This window comes from Treponema primitia (assembly GCF_046533075.1).
GTDB lineage: Bacteria > Spirochaetota > Spirochaetia > Treponematales > Breznakiellaceae > Termitinema > Termitinema primitia_B.
The window spans coordinates 39,954-59,933 of sequence record NZ_JAJQRB010000047.1 but is presented as its reverse complement, the minus strand read 5'-3'; the positions used below and the strand labels follow the sequence as shown (position 1 = coordinate 59,933).

Annotated in this window: 27 protein-coding genes and 1 tRNA gene; 22 read left to right on the top strand and 6 right to left on the bottom strand. The window is 46.1% G+C overall.

Annotated features, from left to right (window positions below; translation table 11 throughout):
• Positions 1–9 precede the first annotated feature (9 nt).
• Positions 10–720, bottom strand: a complete 711-nt coding sequence (locus LQZ19_RS09960; RefSeq protein WP_411047517.1) for an outer membrane beta-barrel protein — start codon at positions 718–720, stop codon at positions 10–12.
• A 123-nt stretch (positions 721–843) separates the two neighbouring features.
• Here LQZ19_RS09960 and LQZ19_RS09955 point away from each other — a divergent pair, with 123 nt between their 5' ends.
• The 3 genes from LQZ19_RS09955 to LQZ19_RS09945 all read left to right on the top strand — a co-directional run bounded on the left by LQZ19_RS09955 (position 844) and on the right by LQZ19_RS09945 (position 2,586).
• On the top strand, positions 844–1,185 hold the full coding sequence (locus tag LQZ19_RS09955) for a helix-turn-helix domain-containing protein (protein ID WP_411047516.1): 342 nt from the start codon (positions 844–846) through the stop codon (positions 1,183–1,185).
• A 96-nt stretch (positions 1,186–1,281) separates the two neighbouring features.
• Complete coding sequence (locus LQZ19_RS09950; protein ID WP_411047515.1) at positions 1,282–1,533, top strand: antitoxin; 252 nt, start codon at positions 1,282–1,284, stop codon at positions 1,531–1,533.
• Positions 1,534–1,590: 57 nt separating this feature from the next.
• On the top strand, positions 1,591–2,586 hold the full coding sequence (locus tag LQZ19_RS09945) for a Gfo/Idh/MocA family protein (protein WP_411047514.1): 996 nt from the start codon (positions 1,591–1,593) through the stop codon (positions 2,584–2,586).
• Here the strand turns inward: LQZ19_RS09945 and LQZ19_RS09940 are convergent.
• Positions 2,583–3,497 (bottom strand): restriction endonuclease, encoded by a 915-nt coding sequence (locus LQZ19_RS09940; RefSeq protein WP_411047513.1) that lies wholly within the window; start codon positions 3,495–3,497, stop codon positions 2,583–2,585. The two genes, LQZ19_RS09945 and LQZ19_RS09940, sit on opposite strands and share 4 nt — an antisense overlap.
• Positions 3,498–3,610: 113 nt before the next feature.
• Here LQZ19_RS09940 and LQZ19_RS09935 point away from each other — a divergent pair.
• The 15 genes from LQZ19_RS09935 (at position 3,611) to LQZ19_RS09865 (ending at position 13,617) form a co-directional block, all read left to right on the top strand.
• Positions 3,611–3,683: transfer RNA gene (locus tag LQZ19_RS09935), tRNA-Pro, on the top strand.
• Positions 3,684–4,199: 516 nt separating this feature from the next.
• Positions 4,200–4,424, top strand: a complete 225-nt coding sequence (locus tag LQZ19_RS09930) for a hypothetical protein (protein WP_010254607.1) — start codon at positions 4,200–4,202, stop codon at positions 4,422–4,424.
• 1 nt (position 4,425) lies between these two features.
• Positions 4,426–5,946, top strand: coding sequence for a type I restriction-modification system subunit M (locus LQZ19_RS09925; protein ID WP_411047512.1), 1,521 nt, complete (start codon positions 4,426–4,428; stop codon positions 5,944–5,946).
• 13 nt (positions 5,947–5,959) lie between these two features.
• Complete coding sequence (locus LQZ19_RS09920) at positions 5,960–6,742, top strand: hypothetical protein (RefSeq protein ID WP_411047511.1); 783 nt, start codon at positions 5,960–5,962, stop codon at positions 6,740–6,742.
• Entirely contained in the window at positions 6,739–7,737 is a 999-nt protein-coding gene (locus LQZ19_RS09915) for a virulence RhuM family protein (RefSeq protein WP_411047510.1), read from the top strand. Before LQZ19_RS09920 ends, LQZ19_RS09915 begins: the two co-directional genes overlap by 4 nt.
• Complete coding sequence (locus tag LQZ19_RS09910) at positions 7,734–7,919, top strand: hypothetical protein (RefSeq protein ID WP_411047509.1); 186 nt, start codon at positions 7,734–7,736, stop codon at positions 7,917–7,919. The genes LQZ19_RS09915 and LQZ19_RS09910 overlap by 4 nt, the downstream gene beginning before the upstream one ends.
• Before the next feature lies 1 nt (position 7,920).
• A complete protein-coding gene (locus LQZ19_RS09905; RefSeq protein WP_411047508.1) occupies positions 7,921–8,088 on the top strand; it encodes a hypothetical protein in 168 nt (55 codons plus the stop codon).
• Entirely contained in the window at positions 8,085–8,408 is a 324-nt protein-coding gene (locus LQZ19_RS09900) for a restriction endonuclease subunit S domain-containing protein (RefSeq protein WP_411047507.1), read from the top strand. Before LQZ19_RS09905 ends, LQZ19_RS09900 begins: the two co-directional genes overlap by 4 nt.
• A gap of 85 nt (positions 8,409–8,493) precedes the next feature.
• Positions 8,494–9,558, top strand: a complete 1,065-nt coding sequence (locus LQZ19_RS09895) for an AAA family ATPase (protein ID WP_411047506.1) — start codon at positions 8,494–8,496, stop codon at positions 9,556–9,558.
• Positions 9,558–10,187 (top strand): DUF3226 domain-containing protein, encoded by a 630-nt coding sequence (locus LQZ19_RS09890; protein ID WP_411047505.1) that lies wholly within the window; start codon positions 9,558–9,560, stop codon positions 10,185–10,187. The genes LQZ19_RS09895 and LQZ19_RS09890 overlap by 1 nt, the downstream gene beginning before the upstream one ends.
• Before the next feature lie 46 nt (positions 10,188–10,233).
• A complete protein-coding gene (locus LQZ19_RS09885; protein ID WP_411047504.1) occupies positions 10,234–11,157 on the top strand; it encodes a TIGR02452 family protein in 924 nt (307 codons plus the stop codon).
• A gap of 11 nt (positions 11,158–11,168) precedes the next feature.
• Positions 11,169–11,402, top strand: a complete 234-nt coding sequence (locus tag LQZ19_RS09880; RefSeq protein WP_411047503.1) for a hypothetical protein — start codon at positions 11,169–11,171, stop codon at positions 11,400–11,402.
• Entirely contained in the window at positions 11,403–11,819 is a 417-nt protein-coding gene (locus LQZ19_RS09875; protein WP_411047539.1) for a type I restriction endonuclease, read from the top strand.
• Positions 11,820–11,935: 116 nt separating this feature from the next.
• Positions 11,936–13,063 (top strand): hypothetical protein, encoded by a 1,128-nt coding sequence (locus LQZ19_RS09870; protein ID WP_411047502.1) that lies wholly within the window; start codon positions 11,936–11,938, stop codon positions 13,061–13,063.
• On the top strand, positions 13,063–13,617 hold the full coding sequence (locus LQZ19_RS09865) for a phosphoribosyltransferase family protein (protein ID WP_411047501.1): 555 nt from the start codon (positions 13,063–13,065) through the stop codon (positions 13,615–13,617). Before LQZ19_RS09870 ends, LQZ19_RS09865 begins: the two co-directional genes overlap by 1 nt.
• Before the next feature lie 16 nt (positions 13,618–13,633).
• Here LQZ19_RS09865 and LQZ19_RS09860 read toward each other — a convergent pair whose 3' ends face one another.
• Both LQZ19_RS09860 and LQZ19_RS09855 read right to left on the bottom strand, forming a co-directional pair.
• Positions 13,634–14,344, bottom strand: coding sequence for a late competence development ComFB family protein (locus LQZ19_RS09860; RefSeq protein ID WP_411047500.1), 711 nt, complete (start codon positions 14,342–14,344; stop codon positions 13,634–13,636).
• A 15-nt stretch (positions 14,345–14,359) separates the two neighbouring features.
• On the bottom strand, positions 14,360–15,637 hold the full coding sequence (locus tag LQZ19_RS09855) for an HD domain-containing protein (RefSeq protein ID WP_411047499.1): 1,278 nt from the start codon (positions 15,635–15,637) through the stop codon (positions 14,360–14,362).
• A gap of 106 nt (positions 15,638–15,743) precedes the next feature.
• Between LQZ19_RS09855 and LQZ19_RS09850 the strand changes: the two genes are divergently transcribed.
• Both LQZ19_RS09850 and LQZ19_RS09845 read left to right on the top strand, forming a co-directional pair.
• The gene (locus LQZ19_RS09850) at positions 15,744–16,349 is read left to right on the top strand and encodes a hypothetical protein (RefSeq protein WP_411047498.1); all 606 of its coding nucleotides are present in this window, start codon (positions 15,744–15,746) and stop codon (positions 16,347–16,349) included.
• Positions 16,350–16,358: 9 nt separating this feature from the next.
• The gene (locus LQZ19_RS09845; protein WP_411047497.1) at positions 16,359–17,591 is read left to right on the top strand and encodes a PilZ domain-containing protein; all 1,233 of its coding nucleotides are present in this window, start codon (positions 16,359–16,361) and stop codon (positions 17,589–17,591) included.
• Between the two features lie 4 nt (positions 17,592–17,595).
• Here the strand turns inward: LQZ19_RS09845 and LQZ19_RS09840 are convergent, their stop codons facing one another.
• Together LQZ19_RS09840 and LQZ19_RS09835 are read right to left on the bottom strand one after the other, a co-directional pair.
• Positions 17,596–18,174, bottom strand: a complete 579-nt coding sequence (locus LQZ19_RS09840) for an ATP-binding protein (RefSeq protein WP_411047496.1) — start codon at positions 18,172–18,174, stop codon at positions 17,596–17,598.
• A 5-nt stretch (positions 18,175–18,179) separates the two neighbouring features.
• Entirely contained in the window at positions 18,180–18,518 is a 339-nt protein-coding gene (locus tag LQZ19_RS09835; protein ID WP_411047495.1) for an anti-sigma factor antagonist, read from the bottom strand.
• Between the two features lie 175 nt (positions 18,519–18,693).
• Here LQZ19_RS09835 and hprK point away from each other — a divergent pair, with 175 nt between their 5' ends.
• Positions 18,694–19,683 carry an HPr(Ser) kinase/phosphatase gene (hprK, locus tag LQZ19_RS09830; RefSeq protein WP_411047494.1) on the top strand — a complete coding sequence of 330 codons (990 nt, stop codon included), beginning with the start codon at positions 18,694–18,696 and terminating at the stop codon, positions 19,681–19,683.
• A 16-nt stretch (positions 19,684–19,699) separates the two neighbouring features.
• The gene (locus LQZ19_RS09825; RefSeq protein WP_411047493.1) at positions 19,700–19,966 is read left to right on the top strand and encodes an HPr family phosphocarrier protein; all 267 of its coding nucleotides are present in this window, start codon (positions 19,700–19,702) and stop codon (positions 19,964–19,966) included.
• The last annotated feature ends 14 nt before the right edge of the window (positions 19,967–19,980 follow it).

Here is a 19,980-nt window from a genome sequence, read left to right as displayed (position 1 = left end):
ATTCCCTTTTTATTTTTTGATTATTCCAATTTCATATCCAAGGGAAAAATGTAATGCGTTTCTTTTAAATACCGAACTTGTTTGCTCATCAAATTCAATTTTTGTATCGTTAAAATCCGCGGCATATCTTATATCTGTAAATAAAACACCCGGGCCAAATTTTACTCCAAATATTCCGCCAATCATAAATCCAGGAGAAGTTTGAAAACTAAAATTTTCCGAATCGGAAGCAGAATAATTATAATCTATAAAAGTAATATCAGCGGTCAATTTAGCTTTATCCAAAGGAATATTAAAATATATTCCCGCAAGACCAGAAATATAAAATTTACCCGGTTCATAAATAAATTTTGCCAAAACAGGTATAGTTAATATGCTCATATCAAATGTTTCAGTAATTCTTACATTGTAATAGTATCCACCGCTTAGTATATAACCGGTATCAGTGACACTCGTATGATCCTTTGTAAACAAAAGTTCCGTTTGAATTGCAAAAAAATCTATGGGTTGGAACGAAACCTGTAACGCAATATCAAAAACCCCGGCATCTTCTAATGAAATACCATCATTCCCAAAATAACCACCAGGTTCATAGGAATGCATGGACCCGCCAAGCCTTGTTCCAATATAAAGCCAACTATCCTGAGCATGAACTAAGGAAATCTTAAATCCTGCTATCCACATAATCAGCAAGCTTAAAATGAACATCTTTTTCTTCATCAGGCTATCCTCAGTTTTACCGACTTTATCGAGATTTATTAACAAAATGCTAATAATTTCATAACATATTATATTGCAAAATGATAATTGTCAAGATAGTTTATTAGCAATTAGCATACAATTATGGGATTAAAACAAAATTTTGTTCAAAATTTAAAAAAAATCAGAAAAATCGAGGGAATTTCCCAGATGAAATTGGCTGAATTGTGCGAAACTGACGTCAGTTATATCGGCCAAATCGAGATGGGGATACGATTTCCTTCCATCAATTTGATTGAAAAAATAGGCCAAGCCCTGGAAGTGGAACCCTACCGTTTCTTCATGGACGAATCAGGGGACAAGTACGGTAACTTGGAGAGCGCCGATGATTTGTTGATTAAGCTGCCCAAACGGCTCCGACTGGATTTGATGAACCGCCTGAATACCGCCATAAATGACTGTGTCAAAGAGACCCTAAATCCTTAACTGAATTAACTACCAGAGGGGCTACTCAAGGCGAAGGTTTGAGTAGAAGCTGCCGATGGTATATATTATTTGTAATACCATTGATAGGGGGTGGGTATGGGATTAACCACAGCTAAGGTATTTATGAACGGACGGTCTCAGGCAATTCGTTTACCCAAGGAATTTCGAGTAAATACCAGCGAAGTTTATATTACCAGGGAAAAGGATCGGATTATCCTTCGCCCTAAACTTGAACGGTTTAGTTCTAAAAAAGAAATGAGGGAATTTTTTGATGTCATCCATTGCCTGGATTTTGAACTTGACCGCAGTAATGAGCCCCCTAAGCAACGGGAGTTATTTTTTGGTTAAAATGAAAAACATTTCCCCAAAATTCCGGAGCTAAAATTGGAAAATTGGAGTTAAAATTTGGAAAAAATCCCCGTTGCCATCATCGGTTTAGGCCGCATCGCCAGCCTCCTTGAGGACGATGCTTTACGCGAAAAACCCTGTACCCACGCCGGGGCTGTTGCGGCAAACCCCGCCTGCATCATCGCTGCGGGCTGCGACACCGATGAAGACCGGCGCCGCCTCTTTGCCGAACGCTGGGGATGCCCGGTCTACGCCGATGCCGACGCCATGCTGGAAAAGCATAAACCGGGGATAGTCCACATTGCCACCCACCCGGAAAGCCATTACTATTACTGCGCACTTGCCGCCCGTCACGGGGCTCCGGTGGCGGTCTGCGAGAAGCCCCTGGCGGATACCCTGCGTTCAGCCCGGAAAATAGCGGCCCTGCACCGCAAAGGTCCCACACGCATAGTAACCAACCACGAACGGCGCTACTCCGCGGATTACATCAAGGCCAAGGCTATCCTGGATGAAGAACGGCTTGGCCCCCTGCTCAGCGTGCGGGCTGTGCTTTATATGGGTAAGACCCGGCGCCTCCTGGACGTGTTCTGGCACGACGGCACCCATCTGGCGGACGCCGCCATGTTCCTCACCGGCGCAGTCCTGCATCACCATAGCCGCCGCGGGGCAAGACTCAACAGCCGGACCGGTACCGCCTGGCTGGAGGGGTATCTGGAAAGGGATGCGGAACGAATATCCTTTCTCATGGAAGTCGGCGCAGAACGGGATCACCTGGTGTTCGAGCTGGAATTTTCCTGCGCCCGGGGACGGCTGCGTATCGGGAACGGTATCTTTGAAGTCTGGGAGAGCGCCGAAAGCCCCTACGCCGAAGGATTCCGTTCCCTAAGAAAGACCGGTGATGTCTTCGAAGGAAAGACAGGATATTTTGCCAATATGATTGAAGACGCCGTAACCTGTTACCGCGATCCAACCCGGCAGCCACGGTCCGGCGCGGTTGATGGGCTGCGGGTGATTGAGTACCTTAACTCGGTGAAGCGCTGGAGAAGAGGCTAATTTTCTCCAAAATAATCACTATCCATTTTTTTAATTTCATAAATTTGCTGATTTGAAACTCCAACATTATATTCTATCATCAATTCTGCTAATTGAATACCATCTATCATTATTATTTTTGTTTCATTTTTAGGAGCATATTCCAGTGCCTCTTTTGAAAACGATGAGGCTGTTATAAATATCCCCTTTTTTGCGCCCTGTCCGGCTAATGCTCCAACAAACTTTTGAATTTCCGGCCTGCCGACAACATTGCCTTCTTTCCATCGTTTGGCCTGTATATAAATTATATCCAGTCCCAATTTATCTTCTTTTATTGTTCCATCAATACCTTCATCATTAGTTTTCCCTATTGCTTTCCCTGCATCTTTTATTGAACCGCCATACCCCATTTTTACCAATAAATCAACAACCAGCCTTTCAAAAAAAGTTGGTGTAACATTCCTAATTTTCTCCAATATTTCATCGGCTAATGTTCGTTTAATATTTTGAAATGCCGTTTCTATCAATTCTTCCGGCGTATGGTTTTCAATATCATGTATTGTTTCATCTTCTGTTTTGTTTTGATTAGTTAAATTCAAAAATTCATTATACTCATCAAATCGTTTAAGGAACTTCATATCAATTTTTTCTGGTTTTTCTTCCAGTACAGAAATTCCTCTTTCAGTAATTTCAATACATCCTCGTTTAGGGTAATTCAATAGCCCGGCTTTTTTCAAATGTGTCTTTGCCCATCCAGTTCTATTTTCAAATATTGGTTGTTTCCCGCTTGGCAACAATTCTTGCTTTTGTTCGTCCGTTAATTTAAATCGTTTTGTTAATATTTCAATCACATCCCTAAATTCATGATTTTTTTTATCGGAGGCGATTTCCAGCAGGGGCAACATTATCGATTGAAAGTCCGGTATATACATGTTTTCTCCTCCACATTTGCAATATAGTATGATTAATGGTAGTACTCGTCAATATTATAGCATGGAACGTGGAATTGACCACCCCCATGTATTTCGATATACTGGTTATACTCCGGAGGGTTGGCTAGTGGTTAAGCCGCCAGTTTTGGGAACTGGCTGTCGGGGGTTCGAATCCCCCCTCTCCGAATAATAAATCTTCAACCAATACCGTGGGGATTCGAACCGGAGTCCCCGCCGACCAACGGGAGGAAAAGGCGCCATGGATGGCGCCGTCAGGGGACGTAGGGTAGCCGCTGGCGCGGCATCTAGAAGGTCGTAAGGAGCGGACAGGATGTCCGCGACTGGAGACCGAATCCCCCCTCTCCGAATAATAAATCTTCAGCCAATACCGTGGGGATTCGAACCGGAGCCCCCGCCTCATTAGATGCCGCGTAAGCGGCTTCGAGAGGGAGGAAAAGGCGCCATGGATGGCGCCGACAGGGGGCGTAGGTGGTCGTAAGGAGCGGACAGGATGTCCGCGACTGGAGACCGAATCCCCACTACATCCCCAATCCGCTGTTTTATTGCTCTTACACTCATGTTTTAAGCTCCTTCCGAAGAAACTCCTAGCAAAGAACGGATTTTGACTACCTTTATATTGAGAAACAATGTATCCTATGGCATTATTATAGAAAATTGAACACCCAAAAAAGGAGGCTAACCATGCCTGAACCAGCCAAAAGAGACCCAAAAGCCCCAAGATTCCTTCAAATCACCATCAAGGACAGTGAAGGCAAAGAATGGACCACAACCATAGCCCAGCCCAAGGACTTTTCCTCCGGATCAGTCGGCTTCTATGGCTCTGACAAGGTAACCAACCCGGAAAGCGGGGAACGGTACCAATGCGGGCTGACCTTTACTCTGATTGGATCCAAGCCAGGGAAATAGAATGGCAAAAACGAAAAACCCGGAACAAAACTCCGCTGAAATCGGGTTTGAAAAGCAGATATGGGCCGCCGCTGATAAACTGCGGGGCAGTATGGACGCAAGCGAATACAAGCACGTCATACTTGGCTTGATTTTCCTTAAATACCTATCCGATAAGTTTGATGACCAGTATAAGGCCCTCAAAGAAGCGGGTGATGGCTTTGAGGAGGACCGGGACGCCTATGACGAAAAGAATGTATTCTACGTCCCGGCATCCGCCCGGTGGAAGAAGATAGCCGCCAAAGCCCACGCCCCTGAAATCGGGAAAGTCATTGATGACGCTATGGTGGCAATCGAAAAAGAGAATGCCAAATTGAAAGGCGTATTGCCGAAAAACTTTGCCCGTCCGGAACTGGATAAACGCCGCTTGGGGGAAGTGGTGGACCTCTTTACCAATATCACGATGACCGCCCACGGCGACACGAAAGACATATTGGGCAGAACCTACGAATACTGCCTTGGTCAGTTTGCCGCCCAGGAGGGAAAACTGGCTGGGGAGTTTTATACACCCGCTTGCGTAGTGCGGACATTGGTTGAGGTGATAAAGCCCTTTGGCGATGTGCGGGTATATGACCCCTGCTGCGGTTCCGGCGGTATGTTTGTTCAGTCCGCAAAGTTTGTAGAAAATCATCAGGGCAATATCAACAAGCTCTCAATCTTCGGACAGGATTCTAACCCGACCACCTGGAAGCTCTGTCAGATGAACCTTGCCATACGGGGGATTGAAGCCGACCTTGGAGAAGTGGCGGCTGACACCTTTTTCAATGACCAGCACCCTTCAAAAAAGATGGATTTTATTCTGGCAAATCCGCCTTTCAATATTTCCGATTGGGGCGGGGATAAACTGCAAACCGACGTGCGGTGGAAATACGGAGTCCCCCCGGCGGGAAACGCAAACTTTGCGTGGCTCCAACACATGATACATCACTTGAGCCCGAAAGGTCGTATCGGTATGGTGCTGGCGAATGGCTCCCTTTCCAGCCAATCCGGGAATGAAGGGCAAATCCGCAAGGCCATCATTGAGGATGATCTTCTTGAAGGGATTGTCGCCATGCCGCCGAATCTGTTTTACACCGCAACCGTTCCGGTGGCTCTCTGGTTTATCAATAAGAAAAAAGCCCAAAGTGGGAAAAGCCTGTTTATAGACGCCCGGAATATGGGAACCATGGTGACCCGCCGTTTGCGGGAGATGGCTGATACGGATATTGCCAAAATAGCGGATACCTTTGATAAGTTTGCCAACGGCAAGTTTAAGGCGGAGAAAGGATTTTCGGCGGTAGTAAAAACAGCGGAAATAGCCAAACAGGATTATATTGTTACACCAGGCCGCTATGTCGGGCTTGCCGAACAGGAAGAAGACGGCGAGGTCTTTGATGAGAAGATGAAGCGGCTTACAGCGGAACTTGCGGGGTACTTTGACGAAAGCCACAAGCTGGAGAAGGAGATTAAGAAGCGGCTGGGGGCTATTGGGTGGGATATGTGAAGGCGGTAATAACATGGTAAACATCTTAAATTTTGAAAAAGATTTTTCCAGAAAAAGCGATCAAGCGCAGGATATTGTATGGGAGGCATGGGATGCCGAAGATTCCGCTGAACGGATAGAACTTGCCCATAGGGCGCTAAAAATCGATCCTGATTGTTCAGATGCGTACAATGTGCTGGGGTGTGAAGAATCTGATCCTGATAAAAAACGGGAATATTTTATAAAAACTATTGATACCTTTAAGAAACATCACAATAAAAAATATTTTGATGAAACCACCGGCTATTTCTGGGGTGAATTGGAAACCCGGCCTTTCATGCGCGGATTACAAGAGTATGGAATATGTCTTTGGAAAGATGGAAAGGAACAAGAAGCTATAGAAACCTATCGAGAAATGCTTAAATTGAATCCCAACGATAATCAAGGTATCCGGTTTATTCTTATTAATTGGTTCATCATTGCCGGAGATTTTCAGGATGCCCATCAGTTGGTTTCTCAACACGGTGAATTTATGGCTTCTATGTCCTTTGCCGCCCTGCTATTAGGAATTATCGAAAAAGAGAATAAGAAAAAAATACAGAAAAGATACGCCCAGGCGGTTGAAAAAAATCCGTTTATTGTGCCTTTTTTGCTCAAGAAAAAGAAGCTCCCTAAAACTATGCCCGAACATTATGGTATGGGAAGCAAAGAAGAAGCGGTGATATATATGACGGATGAACATGGAAATACTGCATGGGAGAAATACCCGGATGTACTGAAAGTTTTGACTGAGTTGGTGAAAGGGAATGAGGAATGAAGAGCGGGTCAGAGATTGTCATTTATCAAGCTGAGGATGGCAAGACAAAGATAGATGTCCGCATGGAGGATGAAACCGTCTGGCTGTCCCTTGACCAGATGGCAGACCTGTTCCAGCGTGATAAATCGACCATCTCCCGGCATATTAAGAATATCTTTGAGGAAAGCGAATTACAGCGCGAGCCAGTTGTTGCAAATTTTGCAACAACTGCAGCTGATGGGAAAATCTATCAGGTTGATTATTACAACCTTGATGTAATCATTTCCGTTGGCTATCGGGTAAAGTCTTTGCGGGGAACCCAGTTCAGAATATGGGCAAGCCAGGTTCTTAAAGAATATCTCGTCAAAGGCTTCGCCTTGAATGATGACCTGCTTAAAGCGGCAGGCGGTGGTACGTACTGGAAGGAACTTTTAGCACGTATACGCGACATTCGTTCCAGCGAGAAGGTCTTTTACCGCCAGGTTTTGGATATCTACGCCACCAGCGTTGACTACGACCCCCAATCCTCCGAATCGGTCCGCTTTTTCCAAACCGTACAAAATAAAATGCATTTTGCCGTACATGGCAATACCGCTGCGGAACTGATCTATCAGCGGGTGAATGGGGACAAGCCCTTCGCGGGTCTTACTTCCTGGACAGGGAGCAAACCTGCGGCGGAAGATACCCTGATTGCGAAAAACTATTTAACAAAGGAAGAAATCAATGCACTCAACCGTATTGTAATGCTGTATCTTGAATTTGCGGAGATGCAGGCAGAAAGCCACGTGCCCATGTATATGAAGGATTGGGTAGAAAAACTGGATTCTTTTCTGAAACTGAGCGGTAAGGCCCTTCTTTCCCATGCCGGAAAGATAAGCCACGAATTGGCGGAAAAGAAGGCCCTTACGGAGTATGGGAAATATCGGGAGCGGACGAAAGAGGAACTTTCTAAGGTGGAGAGGGATTTTTTGGAGAGTATTGGGCGGGTGGGGAAGATGGTGGAGGGGAAGGGATGACCGATAAAGAAAAACGCGATTTGATTACCGCATCAAAAAAACTGAAGGCTGTTGGTTTATCGCATGTAATCACTATAACGGATCAAAAGGATAAAGAAAAATTAGTTAATGATGCATTTCTTAAGGCATTGCTTTTTGGAGGAAAATCAAGTGGAGTAACATCAGAGGAAGGAGGGGAATAAGATGTCGATTACAAATTTGTTTTCCAAGAGAATGAAAGTTGAACGGGGTGAAGTGCCCGATGTGTATCAATATGATAATTTTGAAAAGGCTTTGAGAGTAAAGGTGGTTTATATCATTAAGGATGTTTATAACATTTTCTTGGTGACATTATCAAAGGATAATAAATGAAACACAACTGGCAAGAAGTTCGTCTCGGAGATGTTTCAATTGTCAAGGGAGGGAAAAGACTACCAAATGGCATAAACCTTGTGTCTACGCCTAATAGCCATCCTTATATCCGTATTCGTGATTTAACAAATATACGAAATTTGGAAATAACAGAAAAATTTGAATATGTCGATATTAAAGAATATGAAAAAATCCGTAACCCGATGGATACGGAAATCCATTATCTTTGCAATGAAAATTTACAACTATCAATTATCCGAGATGCCTTGCTCCCAAAATTGATATCAGGAGAGATTGCAGTACCAGAGGAAAATACATGAACATACCATTTACAGCTACCATCTTTGTTTCTTCACTATTGATAATTAGCTATTCTTTGAATAAAATTGCCATACTGGGGGATATATGATAAAAACAATTTCAATTCATAATTTTAAGGGGTTGAAGAACCTCAATAATGTCAATTTAGGTAAAATAAATTTGATTGGCGGCAAAAACAATGCGGGGAAAAGTTCTTTTATAGAGGGCATATTCCTGTATATGGACAGACAATCCCCTGATGTTTTTACAAAACTACTTGGCTGGAGAGGATTTTCAAGCGTGCGGGTAGATCCGGAAAATCTTTGGGCTCCTTTTTTCCATAACTATTCTCTTTCAAATGAAATTTCTTTTGAAGTAAATGAATATAGCGGAGAAAAAAATAAATTAAGCATCACATACCACGATAATCATGTTCCAAAAGTATCTATCCCCATAAACAACAATGGGATATTGACATCATCAATGAACGGCGGGATAGGGTTTCATGCGCTTTCGCTTGTACACAAAACAAATGAAGCCGTGGATTTTCTTGCGTATCCGCTTTTACATAACGGTTTATACTATGAAATAGAAAAAAGCGATACAACTAAATTGAAACACGCTTATTTTGTAGGTTCCAGAATGTTTTCAAGTGATGACAATATTGAACGGTTGGGTGTACTTGAGAAAAATGACGAACAGGAAAAAATCGTTCGGTTTCTGCGTAGGTTTGAACCAAGTTTAACCCGTTTTCAGGTTATAAAGGAAGGTCAGCAAGATATTATTTATGCGGATTTAGGAAATAAAAAAAAGATACCGGTAAATCTCCTGGGCGACGGGTTTTGCCGCTGCTTAACCATCGCATTGCTTCTGGCCGCAAATACCCCTGATATTTTGCTTATAGATGAATTAGGCAGTGGAATCCATTTTTCTTTATTAAGTACATTCTGGCAATTTATTATTGACGCTGTATCGGAAACGGATTGTCAAATAATAACCACAACACATAGCTATGAAATGATACGGGGTTTCTGCGATGCGGCGAAAGAAAAATCATTTCCTGATGCTGAGTATATCCGTTTGGCGAAACAAAATGATGAAGTTTCAGCCCATCAGTTTAATGCGGATGAATTAAAATTTGCGTTAGATTCAGAATTGGAGGTACGTTAATGCCCGATCCAATAAAGATTCAAAGAGAAAAATTACTACTGGCAGAAGGCGAAGATGCAAAGTACTTCTTTTGGTATTTGCTTTCAGCTCTGGGCATTGAGAATATTGATGTCCATGACTATCGTGGCATTAAAGATCTAACGAAATATATAGACACTCTTCAAAAACTTGATAATTATAATACGGTAAAAACAATACTCGTAGCACGTGATGCTGAAAAGTCTGCAATATCGGCAGTTCAAAGTGTTAATACCAGCCTAAAGGCAAATGGTATTATTACTACAGAGATTAAGCCTTTTGAGATTGCAGCTCAGACAATAAAAACGGGCATAATGATTTTTCCCGGTATAGATGAAAACGGCGGAGTTATTGAAGCCGGTACGCTGGAAAACCTTTGTCTAAAAATATTTAAAGAACAAACCATTGTGGAACAAACCGAAGGATATATTTCAGATTACCAGAAAAAAGAAAATCGGTTTAAACATCCCCATAAAAACAAGCTTCATGCGGCATTATCATTTTCAGATATTTTTGTTGGAATGAAAATTGGAGAAACAACAAAAGCAGGGGGATTTGATTTTGAATCGGTATACTTAAGACCATTTTTGGATGTTTTAAGAGCATTGTAGAACACATGATGAAATTTATTTATTTTTTTGTGCGAAGGGGTAACTAATGAGTAATAAACAATTTGACCATCTTGCATGGATAAACGCATTTCGCGCCGCGTCAAACGCAAAGAGCGGTTTTCACGAACTTCGCGTTGATATATGGAAAGCTACTGTTGAAATAGTAAATAACGGCGGCTATCAGCTTGGCAGTACAGAAATTAAAATCAACAACGATTCCATTCCGAATCAAACCGAATTTTATAAAGCTCCTCCAAAGTTGCAGGGAAATGGCAATAAGCATGAAACAAAATTTTCATGTATTGAAGCGGACTGCCTTGAGACCGCTGCTTTGCTACTCAAAGCGGAACTTAATCCCTGTGTCCTCAATATGGCAAGCGCCCATAACCCGGGAGGCGGGGTACGTAATGGAGCAGGCGCTCAGGAAGAAAATATTTTCAGACGGACTAATCTGTTTCGTTCCCTCTACCAATTTGTAGATTATGCAAAGGAGTATGGGGTGCTTCCCTCAACAGATCGCTATCCCTTGGATGACAAAACGGGTGGTATATATTCCAGCGGCATTACCGTTTTTAAGGCATCGGAAAACTCAGGCTATGCCCTATTAACAGAACCTTATCGCCTTTCCTTTGTGAGTGTTCCTGCCTTAAACCGTCCTGAGCTTGAAAAGAAAGACGGAACATTTTTTATTGCAGATTCATTTGTGGAAATAGCCAAGGAAAAAATCAGGACTATTTTGAGAATTGCAGCGGCTCATGACCATAAAAACCTTGTGTTAAGCGCTTTCGGCTGTGGGGCATTTGCCAACCCTCCGAACCATGTTGCCCTTCTCTTTAAACAGGTATTTAGTGAAGAAGAATTCAAAAATCGTTTCCATTTGGTTGTTTTTTCTATTATAGACGATCATAATAGTAGGAAAGAGCAAAACCCTGAGGGTAATGTGTTGCCTTTCTTAAAGGTTTTTGGATAAGAAGAAACAAAATGATAAAAAAGCATATTACATTGACAAAAAAACCATTACACGAAGTCGACAAACCCTTAAAAGGAACACCGGCAGAGCTCCTTGGACTTATTTGGCCATTGACCGCAGAAGTTGCCGCGCTAGGAGGTTATGATGTTGAACAACGACTACAGAGAAATGTTGTCCGCGTTGTGCGAATAACAAAGGATTTAGCAGATGTCGAAATGCTTGAACGAGGGGCAAAGAAGGAATAAATATTTAACGAAGCCAACTATGAAAACGCCGTCATCTCCCTTCTTGAAACCATCGGCTACACCCACCTTTACGGCCCCGACATTGAGCGGGATTATCATAATCCCCTGTACCTGGAAGCCTTTAATGACCAGATAAGCCGTATCAATTCCAAAGCCCATTCACAAGCCATTGAGGAAGTCGCAAATAAAATAACCCGGTTTGAACGGGGAACCCTTGTGCAGCAAAATAAGACCTTTATGGACTACCTTCAAAACGGCGTAGAAGTAAGCTATCAGGATAAAGGACAGACCAAAACTGACATCATTCGCCTGATTGATTACGCCAAGCCTGACAATAACGCCTTCCATGTTATTAACCAATGGACGGTAATAGAAAATGAAAATAAGCGGCCTGATATAGTGGTAGATGAGAATTAGATTACATTTTCTGTAATATTGACACGTATTTCAATTTATATTAGCGTTCTCTCATTCGCACCCCCTTTAGGCCGCCGAAAGGCGTAATCCAGGGTAAACAAGTGAGGTAACCCAAGATGTTGTTTCTTACATTTCTCCTGGCGGTGATTTTAGTGGTGATTAACGCCATACCGCAGCTCAGTCTGGCCCAGGCCAAGGGCTTCAAACTCAAGCCCACCGGACTGGCTTATTTTATCGGGGCCATCGGCAACCTGGCTACGGGCAGCATCGTGCCCATCAGCGCCCAGGCGGAAACCATCAGCCTCTCGGGTATCCTTAAAAAGGCCAATGAACGGATCGGCGCCCTGCTTATCGCCTCGGTTTTCGGGGTGATCCTCGGGCTGGCCCACGGTACTTCCGCCATCGTAGATTTTGCCGGATCGGCCACTATTAGCGGGATGATGGCCGGAGTGGGTATCATCCTCTCGTCAGTAGCCCTGGATTTAACCAAGGCGGAAAAGCGTACCGGCGCTATTTCCATCATTACCGCCCTTGTAACCTGGGCGGTGTGTAATAACTGCGGTATTCCCAACGGTCTTATCTGGACCATCGCCGTTTCGGTGGTGCTCTCCACCCTGGACTTCCTGGCGATCCAGCGCCGCCGGGTAGATTTGGCGACCATCCCTGCGGATGCCCGGGAAAGCGAAGAGTGGCGGTTCTGGAAGGGGCAGTTTTGGGCCGATTTTAAGGTCATTAAGCCCCTGTTCAATATATCCGCGATCCTGGGGGGATTAAGCCTGATCTGCCTCAACATAGGCAGCAATATCAGTTTTGGTTCCATCACCGCCTCCATCGCCGGGCAGACCCCCAAGCTCAACGCCTTAACGGTGATCAACAGCCTGGCGGATCTTCCCTCGGCCCTTTTCGGCGGAGCCCCCATTGAAACCATCATCAGCGGTACCGCCGCCGCCCCTTGGCCCTGGATGGCCGGCGTCGTGATGATGCTGGTCTGCGGGTTTCTCCTTTTAACCGGGGTGATAGGCAAACTGGGCCGGTACATCCCCTCCGCTTCCATCAGCGGCTTCCTGATAGTGATTGGCTTCCTGCTCACCTTCCTCCCCAACCTAAACGGGGTCATGGCCGATAGCAAACCGGTGGCGGGAATTATCGCCCTTGGGGTAACCGCCCTAACCCAAAACGCCTTTATCGGCGTAGTGGTGGGAACCATCGTGAACCTCTCCGGCGGCCTTTTCGGATTAATATAATGGGCGCCGAACACCAATCCGAGTACACCTTGAAAGTTGCCGGCCTTACCCGGCAGCTTCCCCTTCGGCAGGTGAGCCCTGATCTGTCTATTGCCTCCTTTGTCATGCTGGGGGATACGGAGCTCGTCGAAAAAACCGCCGCAGCCCTTTATGACAAGCTGCCGAAGTACAACATCGATATCCTGGTATGCCCCGAAGCAAAGGCCATCCCCCTGGCGCAGGAACTGGCATCTTTGCTCAAGGTCAACTATGTGGTGGTGAGGAAGTCCGTTAAGGGGTACATGAAAAATCCGCTAACGGAAAAGACTAAATCGATCACCACCGTTGAAGACCAACAACTGGTGCTTGATGGGGTGGACGTGGAAAAAATAGCGGGCCGTAATGTCTGCATCGTGGACGATGTGGTTTCCACCGGCGGTTCCCTAAAATCCATCGAAACCCTGTTAAGGCGCACGGATTGTAAAATCGTCTGCAAGGCAGCGGTTTTGCTGGAAGAGGCGGGGTATGAAGACCCGGATCTGGTGTATTTAGAACGGCTGCCGGTATTTAAGTAGGGGCGCCTTTTAACCCCTAATCTTCATCCCCGCCCGGGGGGAACAAATACAGATCCGGCAGCTTGATGGTTCGGTCCATGGAGAAGGATCCGGCGTCACCCAATTCACTAATCACCGGGATTTCAAAGAAATGGGTCATGGTTTCAAAACCCGGCACTTCGATTTTTACGGAATATTCAAATTGCTCACGGCTTCCCTCTTCCTTGGCAGGGATGGATTCAGGCCAGAAGGTAAAGGTACCCTGGGTGTTCAACACCAGCTTACAGGGGTTCTGCCAGTTCCGGTTCTTCATCTCCACCAGCTTCCCATCCCGCCACAACTCCACGCCTACGTCCGCCAGGGGGGAGAAATTGGCGCCGTCAAAGGCCCGGCCGATAATGGTGGGGATATTAAAAACCGGCCCTCTTCTGGCTTCCTTGACCGAGCCTTTGGTGTGGTCCGAGTTGGGGCGCTGGTTATGGCTGACCCGCTTGAGGGCTTCAAATACCAGGGAAACGGCGTCCGCTTCCTGCTGTTGCCGGCTAATGGTTTCCTGTTCAATACGGGCGGCGCCCCGGTTTGAGATGATGTAGTGGGGAGGAACACGGTTCAGGACAAAACAAGCCGCGTCAATGCGGCACTGATCGCAGAGACAAAGCTTTTCTGGGTTGCCCTGCTTCTCGATAGAAGTGCAAATTTCACCTATCGCCGCAAAGACAATATCCTCGGTGGTATTATGTATCTCCATTATGAACCTCCACGCCTATGCTAAATTTAACCATTTTTTGCGTATGTGCAATATCCCTTCAAGCTCCGGGTGTGATTTTACCCTATTTTCATGCTCAGGGTCCACAAAAATTCTAATAATTCGTAAAGATTTTATCAGACTGTCCACTACCCCGGGGTTAAACACGCTGGAACTTTCGGAAAAATAACAGTCCTCATCGGTAACATAGAGACCGGTTTCAAAAGAAATCGGCTCCGGTACATCGATGATTATCGCCCCCGGTTCCAGGGTTTCCCCGGAAAATGAAAGTTCCGCCGCCAGGGCATCTTCGTACCCGGATCGCCGGCTTATATCCAGTAGATTTCCGTGCAAGTCCTCGTCAAAGGGAAATTCCGCCACAACCGTGTAAAACCGGCCGGCCCTGACCTTTTCCGCAAGATGAAAGAGCGGGTGGGAACCATTAGCCAGAAGGGCAAAAAGCCCCGGGTCATCCAGATCGTAAAGATCCTCGGGTTTTAAAACCCCATCCTCCAAGCCTCCCATAAGGGCCTTTTTAATCATCCCCGTGGCGGAACGTACCATGGGATGCCAATAAACCGCCCTATACATCAGGTATTTTGAAAAAAGGATGGACTCCACACTGGGGATTCCCTTACCATCGATGACTACCCCCTTTTCGGGATGGGGATACAGGCGGCTCAGAATAAAATCCACGTCCTGGGCGCCGTAGGGGACGCCGCAATACCGGGCATCCCGGTTCAGGTAATCCAACTTATCCGGGTCCAAAGCCCCGGACAGGAGTTTCCGGTAAAAAACCGTCTCCGTTTCGCTGCCCACAGGAAGCCCGGTATCCACAATGGCGGCGGTAAGGGCGGGATCGCCCCCGGCTTTGGCCACCAGGGTCTTTATCGGTTCCCGGAGTATGATTTCGGCGGTGAGCGCCTCGTGGCGGGCCAGGGGCAGTTCCTTGAGGGAATGGGTATAGGGAAAATGACCCAAATCGTGGAGCAGGGCAGCACAGAGAAAGGAGACTGCCCCTACCGGTGTAAGCCAGGCATCGGCGCCGCGTTCCGCCAGATTCCGGAGGAGCCGCCGGGCCAAGTGATACACCCCGATGGAATGGACCGCCCGGGTATGGGTCGCCCCGGGGTAGACCGCGTAGGCAGGACCGAGCTGGAAAATACGATAGAGCCGCATGAAGGGCTCCGATTTGGTCAACGCCGCCAGTTCCGGGGTAAGGTAAATATGCCCCCAAAGCACATCCCGTATGGGCTCCGTGTATCCACTCTGAAGCGCGGCATAAACATCCTTCATATATGAAAGGATAGTATCCTTCCGGGATGATTCTTGGCAATCCCCGGAATCCCGCTGACGGAATCATCCCTTTGATCTTTTGTGCTGATCGGGATATCCTATAAGTATGATGAGTGCGCTCGGGATCCCAAAAATAGTATTGGCAGGTATACTGATTAATTTTTATACGGTACCATTATTTGCGCAGAACTATACTGGGGAACCAGTGCAGGAAGAGTCGCAAGTAAGGTCGGAGGAACCTATCTTTAACCGCGGTACCGTCCCCGAAGTCCTGCGGCAGCCCCAGCGGGGGGACGAATCTCCCCGGTATCCCCGGGATGCGGTTATTGGGGAACTGGGCCGGGGATTGGCGGCCGAAGAAGCCTATCGGTATGCCCGGAACCTGTTGGAAGGGGTATTGTCGGGGAACCGGGAATCGGCCCTCCTTGCCGGGATATCCCAATCCCTGCTTGAGGAATTGTTTACCGGCCTTGCGCCACTGATTCCGCAAAAATACCGGTTGGGCGGGGGCAGGGAGGAGGCAGACGGCGCCACATCCTTCCTTTTCCGGTTTATCGGCCGGGATATGAGCCTGGCCGGGGAATTATACCTACAGTCTCTGGACGGTAAATGGCGGCTTGAGGATATACTTGTGGAAGAAGCGAGAGCTTTATCCGAAGGGGGAAAAAACACCTATAAGTTTGATTTTTCCCCCTATGAAAGATTTTTTTAAGGTTGAGATATGGCAACACCGATTAAACGGATTGAAAAGGATTTTTTTCTTAAGGTACTCTACGACGAACAACTTCCTATTATTTTTTTGCGTAACCGTACCGAATATGTGTTACGGGTGGAACAGCCCACCAAAGACGAAATTCACCTCCAGGCAGATCGCCCCATACCGGGGCTGAAACCCCGGAGAAAAATGAACCTGATGTTTGAGTACCTCGAAAAGATCATCACCTTTTCCTTGGAAATTGAGACCCTGAGGGATGACCATATCACGGCGAAGGTCCCGGAACTGATGTATAAAAACCTGGGCCGTTCCCATTCCCGGGTGATAACCCCGCCGGATTTACAGATAATGTTCACCTTCCGGGGGGACCGGTATTCCCTTTCCTTTCCCAAGGTAACCGACTACGAGTCCGAAGAAATCACCGACTTTATGAACCATCTGGATCCCCAGAATCTCAACGGGCTTATCGGGCAGTTGGCAGAGTGGATCAAAGGTTTTGCCAGCGGGTATAAGCTGATTATTTTTAAGGATGTGCGGCCCACCACTGCGGAGGAAAAGATCCTGGCGGAAACCGGCAAGACCATTTTCCTGCCCTCTACCCTGGGGACCCTGCCCGAAGCAGACCCCAATCCTAAAAAAAGGCTCGTAACCGCCGATATGCTCAAACGATATCTGGAAAGTACCGGGGTAGGAAAAAAATATCTCGATGACGCTGCATCCCGGTTTATCCGCTCAAAATTCGACAACGGGATCGTTTCGGATGTCTGGGTTCCCATCCTCTTCCAGGAATACGTGATTGGTTATATCCACCTCTGGGTCAACATGGAAGGTCTCCCATCCTTAAACTACGATATCATAGACACCCTCTATCAGTTTGCCCGGGTCCTGGCTTTTTCTCTGAAGATAAACGGCTACTTTGATTCCGAAAAGCTAAAAAACGAACCCTTCATGGGTAATGTTATCGACATCAGCGCCTCGGGGCTGCTTTTTGCCTACCCAAACTCGGAATTAGCTACATCGCTGACCCTGGACTCTGAACTTTCGGTGAAATTAAGCGCCCCCAAGCGAACCGTTAACGCTACCGCCCAGATAGTCCGCCGATTTAACGACAAAACCACCAACTACTTCGGCTGCCGGTTCCTGGATATAGCTCCGGAGGATATACGCTTTCTCTTTGAATTTATCTACGGCAGACCCTTTACCGATGCGGACGCCTACTTTCTCACCGGACATGTCTGATTAATTAAAAACGGGTTGCGTCCCAGGGCTTGATATCCGAGAGAACTTCTTCGGTGGAACTGCTTTTGCTATTAAAAAACTTCTTCATCCCCACGATATTTCGTTTTTCGTTGAACACAAGTCCGCCATTCCAGTATTCCAACGCGGCGAATAGGGCATTCCCCCCATCGCAATTGTCGCTATCGGCGCCCCGAAAGGAAACGTACTTCCCCAGATCGTTAAAATTCTGTTCGCCTATGTACTGCAGCCTTTTACGGTTAAAGGAATTCCATTTTTCCAGATCCTTAAAACCTTCCCCCTCATCCTCTACGATCAGATGAGCTGCTTCTGCGGTAAGTGAGTACCATATCTTTACTTTTTTATTAATATCATTCTTATTGCCGTGTTTTACCGCATTTTTAATGATTTCGGATATTTGCTGTTCCAGCAGGTTGAATTCCCGTATCTCCGAGGGAGCGGATCTGACCAGGCACATGGTATAAAAGCGAATCTGGCTAAAATCCGAAGGGAATTCTTTGTACTCCATATTAGATTTATCAAAGAGAGGCGAAAAATTGTCAATTTTGATTTCTAACCCGTCCATTTTATTCAAGCCCCAACTTTCTTCATTGCCTCGTCCAAGGTAGCCGTAATGGGAAAATACCCCATTAATTTGGTAAGTTCAATGACTTTTTTTACTGACCCGTGGATATTAGTTATTGCAAGTTTGAAATTTAACTTCTTGACCGTGGAAGAGATGTAAATAAGAGCGCCGATACCACTGGAATCTATATACTCAACTTCATCCAGGTTTATAATGAACCGTTCTATCTTTTTTTCAAGCATCTTCATCAGAAGTTCTTTGAGTTTATATGAGTTATAGAGATCCAACTCTCCCTGGACATCTATGATATATATTTCCTGATTCTTCCGTATCCTCAATTCCATACGATTTCCACAAACAATCCTTTCCATTAATTGACCCGATTCGATGAAGAATACCAATTTCGTACAGATTAGTTTACTATGGGGATTAGAGATTGTCAACAAGCGCGTAAGCCGGAAAACAATTCCCGACTGCTCCAGTCTTGTCATATCCCTACCCTTGTTCTATGATATCCTTATGGCGGAAAAGCAGTTTACCGTTTTGGATCTTATCGATATAGATCTAAAGGAGCATAATTCCCTTAACTTACACTGCATAGGAGGCCGTAGAGGACTTTCCCGGGAGATCGTCAGCCCGGATCTCAATCGTCCCGGCCTAGCCCTTTCCGGTTTTTATGACCGTTTTGCTAATTACCGGATCCAATTATTCGGCCGGGGAGAGAGGGCCTATCTGGGTAAACTGGCGGATGAGGGAACGGATGAACCCATCAGACAGATGTTCACCTACCTTATCCCCTGCTGTATCTTTACCCATAGCATCACCCCTACCAAGGCCTTTTTTGAAGCCGCCGAGGCGGCGGAATGTCCCCTGCTTCAGACCGACCTGGAAACTTCGGAATTCGCATCCCGAATTATGCGGATCCTTTCCAATATCTTCGCCCCCCGTCAAAGTGTCCATGGGGTGCTGGTGGAAGTCTATGGCCTGGGGATCCTCATCCTTGGGGATTCTGGGGTAGGAAAAAGCGAGACCGCCCTGGAATTGATAGAACGGGGGCACCGGTTGGTGGCGGATGATGTGGTGGAGATCCTCTGTGTCAATGGGAATATCCTCATCGGCACTGGGGCGAATAAGATCATCGGCCATCATATGGAGATCCGGGGCTTGGGGATCATCAATATTACCCACCTTTTTGGAGTCCGGGCCATTCGGGATCAGAAACGGATACAGTTGGTGGTTAAATTGGAAGAATGGGACTCTAAAAAAATGTACGATCGCCTGGGAATGGAAGAAGATTTCTCCGAATTCCTGGGGGTTTCTATCCCAAAACTGGAAATCCCCGTAAAACCGGGCCGGAATATCCCTATTATTATTGAAACTGCCGCTATGAACGAGCGGCTCAAAAAGATGGGGTACAATTCGGCCAAGGAATTCAACCAAAATATTCTTAAATGGATAGAAAGTGACGCTGCCCGTTCGGTTTACTTTGGGCAGGATGATATTATTTAAAAGTGAGCGTATATAAATGGTAGAACAGATTATAACGATTCAAAACAGGGCCGGAATCCATGCCCGCCCTTCGGCAATGCTGGTACAGACCGCCAAGGATTTTAAAGCCAACATTTATCTGGAGAAGGGAAACGACCGCATAAATGGGAAGTCTATCATGGGTATCCTGACCCTGGGAGCCTCCTATGGAACCGAAATAAAGGTTATCGCCGAAGGGGAGGATGAGCAGCAAGCCCTGGAAGCTATGGTTAATTTGTTCAACAAGAAATTCGAAGAAGAATAGGGGGATTTGCCCCG